At 59.1% G+C, this 14,549-nt stretch carries 12 protein-coding genes; 4 read left to right on the top strand and 8 right to left on the bottom strand.

All coding sequences use genetic code 11. The features are described from left to right. The first annotated feature begins 35 nt into the window (after nt 1-35). Nucleotides 36-1,868, top strand: a complete 1,833-nt coding sequence (locus FEZ60_RS04010; RefSeq protein WP_172935559.1) for a long-chain fatty acid--CoA ligase — start codon at nt 36-38, stop codon at nt 1,866-1,868. Here the strand turns inward: FEZ60_RS04010 and FEZ60_RS04005 are convergent, their stop codons facing one another. The 3 genes from FEZ60_RS04005 to FEZ60_RS03995 all read right to left on the bottom strand — a co-directional run bounded on the left by FEZ60_RS04005 (nt 1,869) and on the right by FEZ60_RS03995 (nt 7,147). Continuing rightward, nucleotides 1,869-2,723 (bottom strand): DUF1206 domain-containing protein, encoded by an 855-nt coding sequence (locus FEZ60_RS04005; RefSeq protein ID WP_051730315.1) that lies wholly within the window; start codon nt 2,721-2,723, stop codon nt 1,869-1,871. It lies immediately after the preceding gene. Between the two features lie 13 nt (nt 2,724-2,736). Continuing rightward, nucleotides 2,737-5,961, bottom strand: coding sequence for an HAD-IA family hydrolase (locus FEZ60_RS04000; protein ID WP_172935558.1), 3,225 nt, complete (start codon nt 5,959-5,961; stop codon nt 2,737-2,739). A 712-nt stretch (nt 5,962-6,673) separates the two neighbouring features. Beyond that, nucleotides 6,674-7,147, bottom strand: coding sequence for a carboxymuconolactone decarboxylase family protein (locus FEZ60_RS03995; RefSeq protein WP_202025601.1), 474 nt, complete (start codon nt 7,145-7,147; stop codon nt 6,674-6,676). Between the two features lie 150 nt (nt 7,148-7,297). On the opposite strand from FEZ60_RS03995, the gene FEZ60_RS03990 reads away from it, so the two are divergent. Beyond that, complete coding sequence (locus FEZ60_RS03990) at nt 7,298-7,852, top strand: hypothetical protein (RefSeq protein ID WP_202025600.1); 555 nt, start codon at nt 7,298-7,300, stop codon at nt 7,850-7,852. 7 nt (nt 7,853-7,859) lie between these two features. Here FEZ60_RS03990 and FEZ60_RS03985 read toward each other — a convergent pair whose 3' ends face one another. The 5 genes from FEZ60_RS03985 to FEZ60_RS03965 all read right to left on the bottom strand — a co-directional run bounded on the left by FEZ60_RS03985 (nt 7,860) and on the right by FEZ60_RS03965 (nt 11,461). Then, a complete protein-coding gene (locus FEZ60_RS03985; protein WP_172935557.1) occupies nt 7,860-8,732 on the bottom strand; it encodes a TIGR03620 family F420-dependent LLM class oxidoreductase in 873 nt (290 codons plus the stop codon). Nucleotides 8,733-8,745: 13 nt separating this feature from the next. Next, on the bottom strand, nt 8,746-9,132 hold the full coding sequence (locus FEZ60_RS03980) for a DUF4440 domain-containing protein (protein ID WP_242484379.1): 387 nt from the start codon (nt 9,130-9,132) through the stop codon (nt 8,746-8,748). Nucleotides 9,133-9,862: 730 nt separating this feature from the next. Beyond that, nucleotides 9,863-10,501, bottom strand: a complete 639-nt coding sequence (locus FEZ60_RS03975) for a hypothetical protein (RefSeq protein ID WP_172935556.1) — start codon at nt 10,499-10,501, stop codon at nt 9,863-9,865. A gap of 281 nt (nt 10,502-10,782) precedes the next feature. Continuing rightward, nucleotides 10,783-10,965, bottom strand: coding sequence for a hypothetical protein (locus tag FEZ60_RS03970; RefSeq protein ID WP_172935555.1), 183 nt, complete (start codon nt 10,963-10,965; stop codon nt 10,783-10,785). Between the two features lie 4 nt (nt 10,966-10,969). Continuing rightward, nucleotides 10,970-11,461, bottom strand: a complete 492-nt coding sequence (locus FEZ60_RS03965; RefSeq protein WP_095886341.1) for a hypothetical protein — start codon at nt 11,459-11,461, stop codon at nt 10,970-10,972. A 278-nt stretch (nt 11,462-11,739) separates the two neighbouring features. On the opposite strand from FEZ60_RS03965, the gene FEZ60_RS03960 reads away from it, so the two are divergent. After that, a complete protein-coding gene (locus tag FEZ60_RS03960; protein WP_172935554.1) occupies nt 11,740-12,534 on the top strand; it encodes a PD40 domain-containing protein in 795 nt (264 codons plus the stop codon). A 141-nt stretch (nt 12,535-12,675) separates the two neighbouring features. Beyond that, nucleotides 12,676-14,166 carry a hypothetical protein gene (locus tag FEZ60_RS03955; protein WP_172935553.1) on the top strand — a complete coding sequence of 497 codons (1,491 nt, stop codon included), beginning with the start codon at nt 12,676-12,678 and terminating at the stop codon, nt 14,164-14,166. Nucleotides 14,167-14,549: the final 383 nt, after the last annotated feature.

Genomic DNA, 14,549 nt, shown 5'->3' with positions numbered 1-14,549 from the left:
TTCGGCAATCGATTTCGATGTCGGCAGGAGAAGTGATGATCGATGGCACCGATGACATAGTTCTTGTCCATCCGTCGGGAAACGAAGTGCGTACCGCAGTAGAGGCGTTCCAGCACACCGCGCGGATGCACCCCGACAAAGTCGCGTTGCGGACTCCTGGCGGACATCAGGAGGTGACCTGGCGTGAATACGCGCGGCGTGTCGAGGCCATCGCCAGTGGACTGGCCGAACTAGGCGTTCGGCGCGGCGACACCGTCGGGCTCATGCTCACCAACCGGCCGGAATTCAATCTCGTTGATACTGCAATCACGCATCTAGGAGCTATTCCGTTTTCGGTGTACAACACCAGCGCGCCAGAACAACTCCAATTTCTGTTTACCGATGCGGGCAACAAGGTGGTCGTCACGGAGCAGGTGTTCCTGGCGCCGATCGCAGCATCTCGCGTGACATTCGAGCACATCGTCACCGTGGACGGCCCGGCGGATGGAGCACTCGAGTTGGCCGAGATCGAATCGAATCCAGCCGCGAACTTCGATTTCGAGGCGTCGTGGCGAGCGGTGAGACCGGACGATTTGGTGACCCTTGTCTACACCTCGGGCACCACCGGTCCCCCTAAAGGTGTGGAGGTCACGCAGCGCAACGCAATCGCTGCCGCCAGGGCGATAGCCGGCTTCGACCTCGGATTCGAGGACCGGGCGATCTCGTACCTGCCGTCGGCGCACATTGCGGATCGGATTTCCACGCACGGCGCCAACCAGATCTTTGGTGTGCAAATCACGGCGGTCGGAGATCTGCGCGACTTGATGTCCGCGCTGTCCGATGTCCGGCCGACCATGTTCGTCGGTGTCCCACGGGTCTGGATGAAGATCAAGGCCGGAATTGAGGCAAAGCTGGCAGCGGAAACAAACCCGATCACGTCCAAGTTGGCGGCGTGGTCTTTCGCTGTGGGTGCGCGAGCGGCGAGAGCGACTCTGAACGGGACACCACGGGGGCGGGCGTTGCAACTGCAATACCGGGTCGCCGACACCTTGGTGTTTTCGAAGGTGCGGACCGCGTTGGGGTTCGATCAGCTCAGGTTGGCTTTCACAGGCGCAGCGGCTATTCCTGTCGAGATCCTCGAGTACTTCACCGGCTTGGGTATCCCGTTGCTCGAGATCTGGGGGATGTCGGAAACTATCGGCCTCGGTGCGATGACCACGGCCGACAATCTGAAGATCGGGACAGTGGGTAAACCCGTCACGGGCGTAGAAATCAGACTCGCAGCGGACGGTGAAGTTCTGGTACGAGGACCGATCGTGATGCGCGGATACCGCAATCAGCCCGAGAAGACCGCTGAAACAATCGATTCGGACGGCTGGATGGCGACTGGCGATATCGGAAAGTGCGATGACAACGGCAACCTGACCATCGTCGACCGCAAGAAAGAACTCATCGTCAATTCGTCGGGAAAGAACTTGGCGCCCAACAATATCGAGAATGCTGTCAAGGCATCCTCGTCGTTGATCGCCCAAGTTGTCGCGATCGGTAACAACCAGAGCTACGTCACCGCGCTGGTGACGCTGGATCCGGACGTCACTGATCTGCGAGCAGAGGCCCTAGGGGTGCCCGGAGCGCAACTCGCGGATTTGGCAGCACACCCGAAGATCGTGGAAGAGGCAACACTGGCAGTCAGGGCTGGAAACGCAAAACTATCCACAGTTGAACAGGTGAAACGCTTTTCGATTATTCCATCGGCGTGGGTTCCAGGCGGTGATGAACTGACGCCGACGATGAAGTTGCGGCGCACACCGATCGCGAGTAAGTATGCCGACACGATCAAAGCGCTCTACGCAGAACGCAGGTATGACGGTGTCATCAACGTGGGTTGATCACATCTTGGCCGATCGGGCCATAGCGAAGGAGTAGAGACCGTAGGTGATGATGCCAAGTCCCGCGGCCACCAGGAGTGCGACTCCGTAAGGTTGGGCGCCGAGGGTTTTCAGGGCACCGTCGAGGCCGGAGGACTTATCGGGGGCCGATTGGATCACCGCAACGATCACAAGCACACCCACTGCCGCAATGGCCAATCCCTTGGCGATATACCCAACCGTGCCGAGGCGTCGAACCAGATCACTGGTGGGCCCCTCTAGGTCGTCGAGGAAGTTCTGGCTGGCTCCCTTGTACACGTGGTAACCGCCGATCGCGACAATGACGAGAGCGCCGACAACGAGTGCGACCGAGCCGACACCGGATTGCATCAGACGCGCGGTGATCCCGGTGCTCTGGCTGCTGCTGGATTTGCCGATTCCGCGTGCAAAACCCCACGCGGTGAACGCAAATGCAAAGTAGACCGCGGCCAGGGAGAACGCCTTGATTCGATCGAATATCCGCGACAATTTCTTATTGGCATCGGGCCTGGACGAACTGCCGAGTACACCTTCAACCACCCGCCACAGGCCCATAGCTGCAAATACGACGACGCCGATCCAGAGCGCCAAGCCGCCACCCGGCTTGTTCGCCAGTTCTGTCATCGCCCCGGACTGGTCTGCGGTTCCGCCGCCGCCCCCGAGAGCGAGGCGGATGGCGATGTAGCCGATGATCAGGTGAACGATGCCGCTCCCGACGAAGCCTGCTCGGGCAATACGCTCGAAGATGCTGTTCTGGGCGACTTGGCCGGCGGTAGAGGATGAGTTGTTGTATCCCGTCGACGCGGAATTTGGATCGTCCGGGTTGGTGTGAGGCATGTTGGATCTCCAGTTACTGGGCGGAAACGGTTACGGACGATCCTGGTAATACTATGTGACTGCTGCCGTCGATCGAAAGTTTGATCGGTGCAGCATCTTTCGTCTCCGACGATACGGTCACTGAAGAATGTGTGCACTGGATCTGCAATCGATGGCCACGGTAGTAGATCGTGAAGGCAAGTTCGCTCAGTTCGATCGGCAATTGCGGATGCAACCACACAACATCGTCACGGAAGTCGAGGCCGGTGTAACAGCGTTCGAGAATATCGATCGCGCCCGCCATCGCAGCGAGGTGAATGCCCTCTCGCGTACGGCCATGCTGGGAGTCCGAGAGATCCGACGCGAGCGCGCTGCGAAGCATGTCCCATGATTGCGAACGATTACCGCGGACGAGCACCCAGGTGTGCGCGATTCGGCTGAGAGTCGATCCGTGCGTGGTGCGGGACAGATAGTAATCGATCATGGACGGAATCGACGACGGATCGAAGTGGTAACCCAACCGTGCGATCAGATCGGTCAGTTCCTCCGCGGAGAATACATACAGCAGCATGAGTAAGTCTGCTTGCTTGGATGCCTTGTAGTGGACGGTCGAGTCGCCTTCAGCTTCGAGAATGAGATCGAGCCGACCGATATCGAGGTACCGGGATCGGTAGTCTGCCCAATCCAGTTCTTTGAGGGTATCGAAACCCTCGAATTGCGCGAGCAGGCCATTCGGAAGGAAGGTGAGGCGCAGACGACGACTCATTTTGTCCCAGGCCGCCAACTCGTATTCTGTGACCTCGAGGTCTTCGGTGATGGATCGGCTTGTGCGGCCGAGAATCTCGACGGCGTCGAGCGCTCGCATCAGTGACCACTCCGTCATGATGTTGACGTACGTATTGTTGTCGATGCCTTCGCCAGGGCGACCTGGATAGCCGTCATGAAATTCGTCCGGGCCCATGACGCCACGGATGTCGTAGCGGTCATCGGTGGCGTCGTAGTCAGCCCGGCTGATCCAAAAGCGCGCATTTTCGACTAGAAGTTCGACCGCGTGATTCCTGAGAAATTCGAGGTCGGTGGTTGTTTGCCAGTAGTGCCACACGTTGTATGCGACGGCGAGGTTCACGTGATGCTGACGTCGGGAATTGTCGGGCATCCAGCGCTTGGATCGCGGATTGAACAGTGCAGTCGGCGTTTCCTCGCGCCCATCGCTACCGCTCTGCCAGGGGAACAGTGCGCCATCGTGTCCTGTCTTTCCGGCATTGCTCTTTGCCTGTCGAAGTCGGCGACTTCGATACAGCAGCAATGATCGTGTCAATTCGGGTAGGCGCAGAGTCAGGATTGGCGTGACAAACAATTCGTCCCAGAACACGTGCCCGCGATAGGCCTCGCCGTGTAGTCCTCGCGCCGGAACGCCCACGTCGAGATCGATGGTGTGCGCGGACAGGGTCTGCAGTGCGTGAACGAGCTGGACGTTGGCGGCCAAAGATGTTGTGACATCGGAGCCCAGAGTGATGGCAAATTTGTGCCACAGAAGCTCCCACGCGATGAAATGCCGGCGGAACAATTCGCGGTGATCGGCCGCATCGATTGCGTGTTCCCGTGCAGCATGGTCGGGTTCCGCTATTGCGTGGTCACGAGATGTGAAGAGCGACATGGTTTTTTCGAAAACTACGGGCTGACCCGATGTTGCCGTGTATTTGACCAACTGTGCGACGGAATTTTCGCTGACGTCCACGCGCCGTGTGTGTTGCGGCGTCGACCCGTCATCGAACCGGACTCTCAACCGTTCACACTGCGACACACGGATATGTGAGGTCGACGTTTCGACTGTCGTCGAAACACGTTCGTGATCAACGGCTTCTGCGGAAATGACGGTGAGGTGGTGATTCCCCAGTAAGGAATAGTCCGGGACGTTGTTGTTGGACACGGCTGCATTGATTCCTGAGCGCACATGGACAGTGCCGTCCCAGTTCTCGGGGATGATCGTCGTGCAGATTGCTGCGAGGTGAGGATCGTCCATCGATACGAATCGTTGTTGACGAATTCTGGTGACTCGGCCGGTGATGTCGCGGAAAGTCGTCTCACGCCGAACCGTCCCGCAGCGTAGATCGAATTCTTCATGGTGATGATCGATCAGATGGGACCCGCTCCCAAGCCACTGGCCGTCGGGTCCGGCCACGGTGAATACCGTCCAATCCGGAATATTGACGGCACTTTCGTCGTCGCGAGACCTACCCGCTGCCTCCGAAGTCAATCTGTTGTAGCACCCGGCGATGTATGTGCCGGGGTAGTGCACGCCGTCGTCATGTGATTCCGGGAGCGCTCCGCGGGTGGCGAAATAGCCGTTCCCCTGTGTCAACAGTGTTTCCCGCAGCCCAGCAGTGTCGGGGCTGAGGCCGCGGTATTCGAGGGACCAGGACGGGTCGGCGCCGTCGGTACACAGTTCGCACGCAGCATCGTTGTTGTCGCCCTCTGCCGAGGCAGAGGTGACGAAGTGGTAATCGATTTCGCTGACGTCGAACACCACGAAGTCGGCTCCGCTGCCGATCAGGTCGGCGACGTTCTCCGCCGGGCCCAGTCCGATACTGAGGCCGAAGCCGCCGGAATTGGCAGCGCGGATTCCGGCGGTCGCGTCCTCGATGACAACACACTCAGATGGTGGGACTGACAGGCGCGCCGCAGCTTCCAGATAGGTGTCGGGGTTCGGTTTCCCTGCAAGGCCGCGCTTTGCGGCGTCGATGCCGTCACAGCGGATATCGAAGAGGTTTGCCAAGTGGGCGCTGTCGAGTACGAACTTCGCGTTTCTGCTTGCCGAGACGATCGCTGTGTGGACGCCGGCCGAGCGCAACTGCTGAATCCACCGGACCGTGGGAACGATCACTTCGACACGATGTCGACCAAGCTCTTCGAGGAAGTACGTATTCTTGCGCCCGAGAAGGTCGGTGATGGTAACCGCATTCGGGGAGCCTTCCGAATTTCCCAGCGGGAGAACCACATCGCGCGACGTGAGATACGACTGCAGGCCCTGAGCTCGTGCTTTGCCGTCGATATATCGTCGGTAGTCGTTGTCGCTGAGTTCCACATCGCCGACCTCGCCTCGCTCGGTCAGGTAGTGGAAAAGTCGACGCCAGGCCGCGAGATGAACTTTCGCGGTGTCGGTGACCACACCGTCCATGTCGAACAAGACGGCTCGGAAGACCTTGCCGTCGATGACGATCGACGCCCGAAGAGTTTCATCTGCTCGCCAGATCGTCATGGCAGTAGCGCTGGTGATCTGGGCGATTGGATCGAGGTAGGGAGGGCTTCGCTCGCGTCGAAACTAGAAGTGCCTACGTGGATTACCAATCTCGCTCCCTTCGGAAATGTGGCTCCCTTCACGGTATCGGATATTCCGGAGAGAGTGGCGATGCGCAGCATGCCATCGCGTGTTGGTGTGCAAAATATTTCGCCACGCGGGTTCCGATAACTTTTCCGAAGATTAGCTTGAATTTTTTCACCAGCATTTCAGGTGGGATTAATATGCGCATTACAGTCGGTTGAGCAGGCTGTATACGCGAAATTAACCCATGTCTTGCTGATTGTCGTATTTTCGACGCTTCGGTGGAGATGCTGTGCGCGATGACAAAACATGATCTACATTCGGTGTTGTAAGGATTGATTCAACCTCACCACGGAAGGGAAGATTGAAATGGGTAGTTTGGAAGATTTCGATATCTCGGCAGTGCTGCAAAAGTTGATCGCATTCGTGGATTCATTCTCATCGGACTCGCCGGAGACCGTGGAATAATGTAAGTGACGAAAGGTGCTGCGTACGCCCTATGTAGGGTGCGTACGCAGCACCAACTGTCGTTTGCGGAACGTGCAGCGGCGGCCATGTATTCGACTCTGATTGAATACGAAATCTATTTATTCATCAAATTATCTGCATCCCGGAATGCAGTCCCGTTCTATTCCTTGTCCGCATAGTGTTAAAGCGGGGTGAGCTCCTGATGGGTTGAGATGGCGAGCCGATTCCAAGTGTTGATCGCTGAGATTGCCATCAACAGGCGAATGATCTGATTCTCGGAGTATGACGCCTTCACTCGCGCCCAGACTGCATCCGAAACGCCGCCTTTCCCGATGAGCGTCACTTCTTCCGTCAATTCCAACACGGCCTGCTCGGCCTCGCTGAACCACGACGACGCTTCTCTCCAGGCCGCTAATACGTCCAGCCGGCGTTGATCCTCGCCGTCTTTTCGAGATTCGATTGTGTGCATGTCCAGACAGTAGGCGCAGCCGTTGATCTGCGAGGCACGGATTTTCAGGAGATGGAGTGTTTTCGATTCGAGGTCGCCGGCGTGGACATATTTCTCGATGGCCAGCATGCCTTTGTACGCCTCGGGGTCTATGTCGGTGACAGACAGTCGTTGGGTGGCGTGGGGTCGACTTTCGATGGTGCTCACGTGGTCCTCCTTTTGCGTCTGCTGGGGGAGCGAGCCGTGATCGCTCCGAGTTCCACGTTAGTGACGAGGAATTGCTTTTTACACCGCTGGCGCTCGAGTGGTGTGTCCTGTTTCGGCACCGTGCGCATCGTCGTCTGCCAGAGTCGCCAGATGAGCGAAGAGGTGGGCCCTGAGGCTTGGTGGACTGTGCTCGTCGGGATCACAGCGCTGCTCGTTGCCGGCGCTTGTGGTGTTGTCCTGTGGAGTGCCGTGCCACTCGCTTCGTATGTGTACTTCGCGCTCGCCATGGCCGTGCTCGCTGCCCTGGGTGCAGTGTGGTTGATACTCAGCCTGATTGGGTGGTTCAAATTTCGAGCCTTGCGCTGGAGTTTGATTGCGCCGGCGCTCGTTCTCCTCACATGTGCACTTGTAGCGCTGTCGGTGCCGTCGCGAATTGCGTTCATGGCGTCGAAGGACTCACTGGCTGCCGAGGCCCAGGAATGCTCGACGTCGTCGACTGACCGTCGAATAGGTGTGTATCAGGTCAGGCGGATCGAGTCAGTTGAGCACGGGTGTCTGTTCTTCATCGAAGGCGGGCTGATCAACTCGATCGGTCTGGCGTACCTGCCGGGCGGGGCGCCGTATCTCGGCGTTCCCAGACATGACGGCGACATCGGCTACCAGGAATTCGACGGTGATTGGTACACGTTCGTGCAAGTGTTCTAGGTGCCTGTCAGGCGATCAGTGCCGTGGCAAGATCCCGATATTCTGCCGCTGGGAAGGAAGTCGGGTCTGCAGTGAGCACTTGGATTGCTACTTCGTCGGCGCCCGCTTCGTAGTGCGCTTCGATGCCGGCACAGACACGTTCGAGGTCACCCCACGGAATCAGCGTGTCCATCAGAGCATCGCTACCTCCGCCCAACAAATCCTTGTCGGTGTACCCCAGACGGCGGAGGTTGTCCGAGTAGTTCGGCAACGACAGGTAGCCGCGCATGTATTCGCGGGCGATCCCGCGGGCAATGGTTTCGTCCTCTTCGAGGACCACGGCAACTTCAGGTGCGAGCAGTGGCTCGGCTCCGAGAATCTCGCGGGCAAGGGCTGTGTGTTCTGGCGGCACGAAGTACGGGTGTGCTCCGGCCGATCTGGCAGCCGACAGCTTGAGCATGCGAGGGCCGAGGGCTGCCAGGACTCGGCGACTGGCGGGGACCGGTTCAGGTGCGGCGTCCAAAGCGTCCAGGTACTGGACCATGTGCGTGTAAGGCTTGGTGTAGGTGTGCTGCGCCTTCGCATCGACGATCGGTGCGTGGCTGGTTCCTACTCCCAGGAGAAAGCGGCCAGGGTAGTCGCGCTCGAGGTTGCTGACGGCTTGGGCGGTTTCGGTGGGGTCAGCATGCCAGATGCTGGCAATGCCGCTGGCGACACCGATTCGCGTTGTCGCAGAAAGCACTTCGCCGTACACGGCAGGCAGGCCTTCTCCGAAACCGCCTGACGTCCACAACCGCGTGTAACCCAACTCGTCGAGTTCGCGAGCTGCGTCGAGTGCTGCCTCGCGATGTTGCGGACTCAGCCAGAGCGCGCCACCCCATGCACTTACTTGTCGTGTCATAACGTGAGCCTAGCTATTGATCCACTCGAGGGTGATGAATCACCACGTTCAGTGTTGGGTCGGAGACGAGAGTTCCTTGGTGGTAGAGGACCGTCCAATCGCGTTCGCGCCATTGCCAAATAGTTGCCCTGCGGGTGAGCTTGGTGTCTTGCTGGAGTGGGTAGGTCAGTAGATAGGTAGCCGGGGCGATCTCGCGTAGGTGGAACTCGCTGGTGTGCCAGTCTTGATCGCGTGGGTCGGAAGAATACGACGTGTAGCGCTGCTCGAGGATCGACCAGACGTACTCGCGACTGTACCGGTGGCCGGACGCACCAGTTTCCCAGAAGTCCGGGTCGGTGAGTCGGTCAAAATCTTCCGTGTGTTGCCTAGTTCTGGGTAGTGGAAGATCGGCTCTCGACATTTGAGCTCGTCGAGCAGTTCAAGGAGTTCAGGCTCGGTGTTGCGGTCGAGCTCACTCGCAGATATTTCCACAGCGCTCAGTATTCGGCACCGACACCGACACCGGCGTCGGCGGCAGGTATTGCTCGCATAACGCCTTCCACACTGGGCGTGCGTAGTCTACGGCGCTCCATCTGATCCGCAGCTGCTGTTGAAGGACGTGACGGAGGTGCGTGATCCATCGGGATGGCGCGGGGCGAGGGAAGAGTATGGACCAGCCTTCCGGTCCTGCATGAGCCCTCGGAGGGCAAAACCCACTCTTCGGAGCGACATTCTGAACCAGCGTGCTGACGCAGGCTGGGCCGGGGTGGGTTCGTTACCTACGTTGCGCTCCATCTGCCCACGGTAGTCGCGAACGGGCAGATTTGCCTGCGACAAGATTGACGTGTGCAATCAACATTCGAACGGGCTGACTTTGGTGACTTGAGCCTTGCCGTGTTCCTGCAGGCGCACTTGGACGACATCGCTCCAACGGCGCCAGAAGAAAGCCGTCACGCGCTCGATCTGTCGGAGCTCAGGAAACCCTCCGTCCGACTCTGGGTTGTCCCGCATTGCGATGAGGTTGTCGCGACCGGTGTACTTTGCGCGGTTCGGGCCGGGCCACGAGGAGCTCAAAAGTATGCGCACCGCACCTTCTCTACGCGGCCAAGGGGTTGGACGTGCCTTGCTAACACCAGCCAACCGGTGCGCGCTCACGCAGGTACTTGCCTCCGGCCGGGGGCGTCCACCTCGAACCAGACCCGTCCGGTCATCACGCCGTTCTGCAACCAAGTGCCATCCGGTCGGCGGGTGGTGCGGGTGCGGTACCGCCACCGGGACGGGTACGCGAAACTGTCGACCCAGGGCGCAACCGGCTCTCCGGTCGATAGCCTGCGAAACAGGCTGCGCTGCAACAAGAAATTCTCGCCTAGACATCTGGCAGCACGTGTTTCTGTGCTCCCGCCAGTTGCAACGTCATGGGCTAACAAACCTTTGAGACTGTTCAGCGTGGAGTGAAACGACGAACGCTCAGCACCGTTGATCCACTCGCAGTTCCACCCGCCGTCCTCGAGTTGGTGCTCGAGGAACCAGTCGACGATGCCCCTGACGTCCGCACCGAGCCACAGTCCGTTTGCGACTGTCCACGCGTCGACGCAGGCGTCGACCTCGCCGGCCCAATACGGGAGTCCGTTGTAGTCCCACCGACTGTTCTCGGCGAGCAATTCTGGTGTCCGTCTCTTCCTCAGCACTGCTTCATCGAGTCCCCACTCCCTCCGGGAGTTGAGAGTCCACGTCGTCGCTGTCCACGGCTGCATGCGACCGGCCGTGAGCCCAGCGAAGTCGACGGGCATGAATGAGCCTCCCGCCCACTGTCCGTCGGAATCCTGCAACGCGAGTAGTCGCGCACCGAAGCCCTCTGTCGCTACAAGCGCTCGGGTTGCTTTCCACGTCTCGGGTGCGGCGCCGACGATGTCCGTTGATCATTTATTCCGCAGTCGATCCCGACATTGGATACAGCATTCCGGCGCGATTCGAAAGTACAGATCACCCGGTCGATCGCCGCGTGGCAATTGTGCTCGCGCAGGCGGGATCATCCGCGCGTGTGCATAATCGGCGAGCGAACTCGGCGACGTCACGACCTGCTATGGGGGTTATACGCCTCTCCCAGAGCCGAGAGAAGTAGCAGCTCGATTCCGAACTGATCGCCGGTAGGGCGAGCGGTATGGGTGCTGCGTTTGAGGTCTGACGTGTACAGCGACGGAACAACATAGAGCGGTATCAGTTCGCGCAAGCCGAACCGCGATCGAATCTGCATGCGCTCATTCTTTCCAGACGCCATCGGTGGCTTTGATCTCGCGGATCATCGAAGGTCCGCCTGTGGGCCAGGTCTGGATGAGGTAGTCCTCGGTGGGTGTGTCGACGTCAAGGTCCCAGTGCGATGCTCGTCCACGGGTGGCGATGCGGAAGTGCCGAGCACCTCGGTGGGAGGTGAGCTTCCCGAATTCTTCGACGATCTCGTTTGCCAAGGTGATGAAAAGCATGGGTTCGCGGCACACGACGGTGACTTCTTCGATGTTGTCCCATGCGTCGAGATCGATATAAGGTCCACCGTTTTCAAAGATGTGGTCTTCACCGGACAACAGTTCAAGTGTGACATTGACGGGACCGTAGGCGATTCCGGTGTGAACGGAGATGAGGTGGTTGCCGGCGTCGAAAACCTGGCCGGTGGTGTAGGTGTCGGTGGGATCGGCGTCGGCCGCCGAGATGAGAAACGTGTGGTGCTCGACCTCTATCAATCCCGTGATCGTCATTGGTTGATTAGAGCAGTTGGCCCTGCGCGCGTCGTGACTGCGGCAAGAAATCGTCGGGTTGTCATTGCTGTCTGGGACTTGAGGGCCCGTCGGCCCTGGCACACTCGCAGTAATAGTTGGCCAGGTTCCTGGTCCTCACGGTTAGGGAGCTGAGGTCGATGATGAGAGTTCGCAGAAATTACGGTTGGCTTCGATCGAGCAAATCAAGAGTCCTCGTTGTTGCGGCTCTTACCATGTTCTTCGTCGCGGCTTGTAGCAGCCCTGAACCCGAACATGACGTGGCGACAGAAATCATTGCCTTTGCAGATGGCGACGGTTCGATTTACACGATGAAGCCGGACGGGAGCGGCCTTCGCCAGCTCACCACCACCATCACTGACGACAACTACTCTGAATACGCGTCCGACCCTGCTGTCGCTCCGGACGGAAGCAAGATTGCTTACACCCGCGGATCTGGGATCGCGGTGATGAACGTCGACGGAACCGAGCAGACGACCGTGACCGACCGCGGCGGTTCCCCCAATTTCTCGCCGGATGGTTCGAAAATCGTATTCGGCTGCGTCGGCGGGATTTGCCTGATCAATGCTGACGGTTCCGATCGGCAACAACTCTCACCGGAGGTGAATGACGATCGCAGCATCCCGAGTAGGTCTTTTCCTTCGTTCTCCCCGGACGGAACGAAGATCATCTTCAACGAAAATGGCTACATTGCAGGGTTTTCGGCTGACGGCACCGGATGGTTCCAGGTGCTGCGTGACCAGTACTGGAACTCCGATCCCGCCTATTCGCCGGATGGGTCGACGATCGTCTTCTCGAGCAACCGTGGTGGGAAGAATCAATCCGAGACATATGTGATGACAGCCGACGGTAAGGACATTCGCGCACTTACGACGGAACATGATGTCGGAGCCGTGTATTCGCCAGACGGCTCGAAAATCGTCTACACGCACGGGGTAGCTGAACCTCGCACCCTGGTGGGTATTTGGGTCATGAACCCAGACGGCAGCGAACCACGGCCGTTGACCTCGAAATCGCTGATCGCTCAAGCCCCCAGTTGGGGTGGATATGCGTAGCGTCAACCTTTTGGGGTAATTGTCGCAATTTTTCGGGAATAGGCCTGGCCGCAAACAAATGTGTGGTCGACTCGAACCGCACATAGCGCGGGTCTCTGTCTGTCGTCCGCGAAAAACACTCCCACGGGGAACGGAGATGCGATGCAGAAAGTGCCGAGCGGGACGAGGGGCCGACTGGTTCTGACAGCTCTGACCGCGGTACTGATTGCAGCAGGCAGTGGCAACGCATCCGCTCAGCCCACATCCTGGGGTCCACTCGCCGCTCCCAACCCGTTCCTCGGACCCATGGGTACCTCGACGATGCACGGTGACGCCGGTTCCTCCGATGCGACACCACTCAGCGGTCCGGGCACCGGGAAATTAGCCGTTGATCCGCTTCCCTTGGCTGCAGCATGCCCGACACTGCTCGAGGGATCCGATGGATTGGTTCTTGCGCTGTGTACCAGCATCCTCGGCCAGACTCCGACGGTGCACCTGATAGACACGTCGGCGCTCGGCACCGGATCGGCGGGTTCGACAGTCGGATCATTCTCACCTGCTGCTTCCGTTGCGCAACTTGAACTTGCGAAAGGCAGCTTGCTCGGCGGTGTCTATGCGTACCTGGACAACGACAACCGGCTTGTTGCGGTGGATGGTAACCGCATGCTGGTGCGGGTGCAGCACGAACAGAAGCCAAACGGCGGTTGGCGACTCTTCGTCGACCAATCAGTTGATCTGACCTCGTCAATTCCCGACGGCGACAATGTCACCGGCCTCGCACCGGACTGGCAAGGCAACGTGTGGTTTGCGACTGGTGCCGGTCGCGTCGGTAGCGTCGACGGGGGAGGAGTCGCCCGCACACTGCAATTGCCGGCCGGCGAGGAAGTGCAGAACAGCATCTCTACCTCGGCGTTCGGCACCGCCGTCGCGACTACTCACGCGCTGTACCAGCTCAGCGCCGCGCAGGACGGCACCCCGACAATAGATTGGCGTGCACCGTACGACCGTGGCAGTGCCCGCAAGCCAGGTCAACTCAGCTGGGGAACCGGTTCCACGCCAACCTATTTCGGCCCAAACGGAGACGACTACGTGACGATCGTCGACAATGCCGACACTCAGGTGCATCTCTTGGTCTACCGAGCTGCGACCGGTGAAATGGTCTGCAGTCAAAAAGTTCTCAGTACCGCAGGGCCAGGCAGCGAGAACTCGCCGATTGGTATCGGCAACTCGGTGTTCGTGGCCGGCACGTACGGCTATCCCTACCCGACGGTGCCCGAAGGCGCCGGGCCCGCGGTACCCGCGAGTGCACCGTTTGTCGGCGGCATGACGCGAGTCGATGTCGATAATGCTGGAACCGGATGCCACACAGTGTGGGACAACGACGCTCGTAGTTCTGCCGTGCCGCATCTGTCGACTGCCGACGGAAATTTGTACACCGTCGTTCGTCAAGGGCTTCCGCTTTCATCCGACAGCACCACCCCGCTCGACGGCTTTGCGTTCACGGTGATCGATCCGAACACTGGGGAGGTGCTTGCGTCGCGCGATCTACCCGGAACCATCGTCAACGACACCTTGCAGATGTCCGCGCTGATCAATTCGAGTGGTGACTACCTTCAAGGGACGATCAGTGGAGTAATCCGAGTCGGCGGGTAGCACAGCCCGCCGACCTCGACGCACTCTGCACCACTATCGGCAAGGGCACAGCCGTGCATCTGTAACCGGCGTCTCGGCACCCAGTATCAGGCAATCTCACGCGTGCTGCGCGGAATTCGATGACCTTCGATGATTCTCTGCCTGAGGGGAGGAATCGCAATGCAGCATGGTCGGTATCAGTTTTCCGGTGTTGTCGATCCTCGATACCGAAACACTGTCGCTGCAACCGTGATTCAACTTCACTGCGTGGGCAATAGCATCCCGGTCGGATTCGAATTCACCAACTGTCGAGGTGCCTTCCGGGAGGGTGATCTTGTACTTCTCCATTACAAAACTTCTTCGTGTAGTCCTATCGACGGCCTACCCAGAGTGGGTGGGAGGGA

The sequence above is a fragment of the Rhodococcus sp. MS16 genome, assembly GCF_013277795.1.
GTDB lineage: Bacteria > Actinomycetota > Actinomycetes > Mycobacteriales > Mycobacteriaceae > Rhodococcus_F > Rhodococcus_F globerula.
This window is presented reverse-complemented; position numbering and strand designations above follow the sequence as displayed.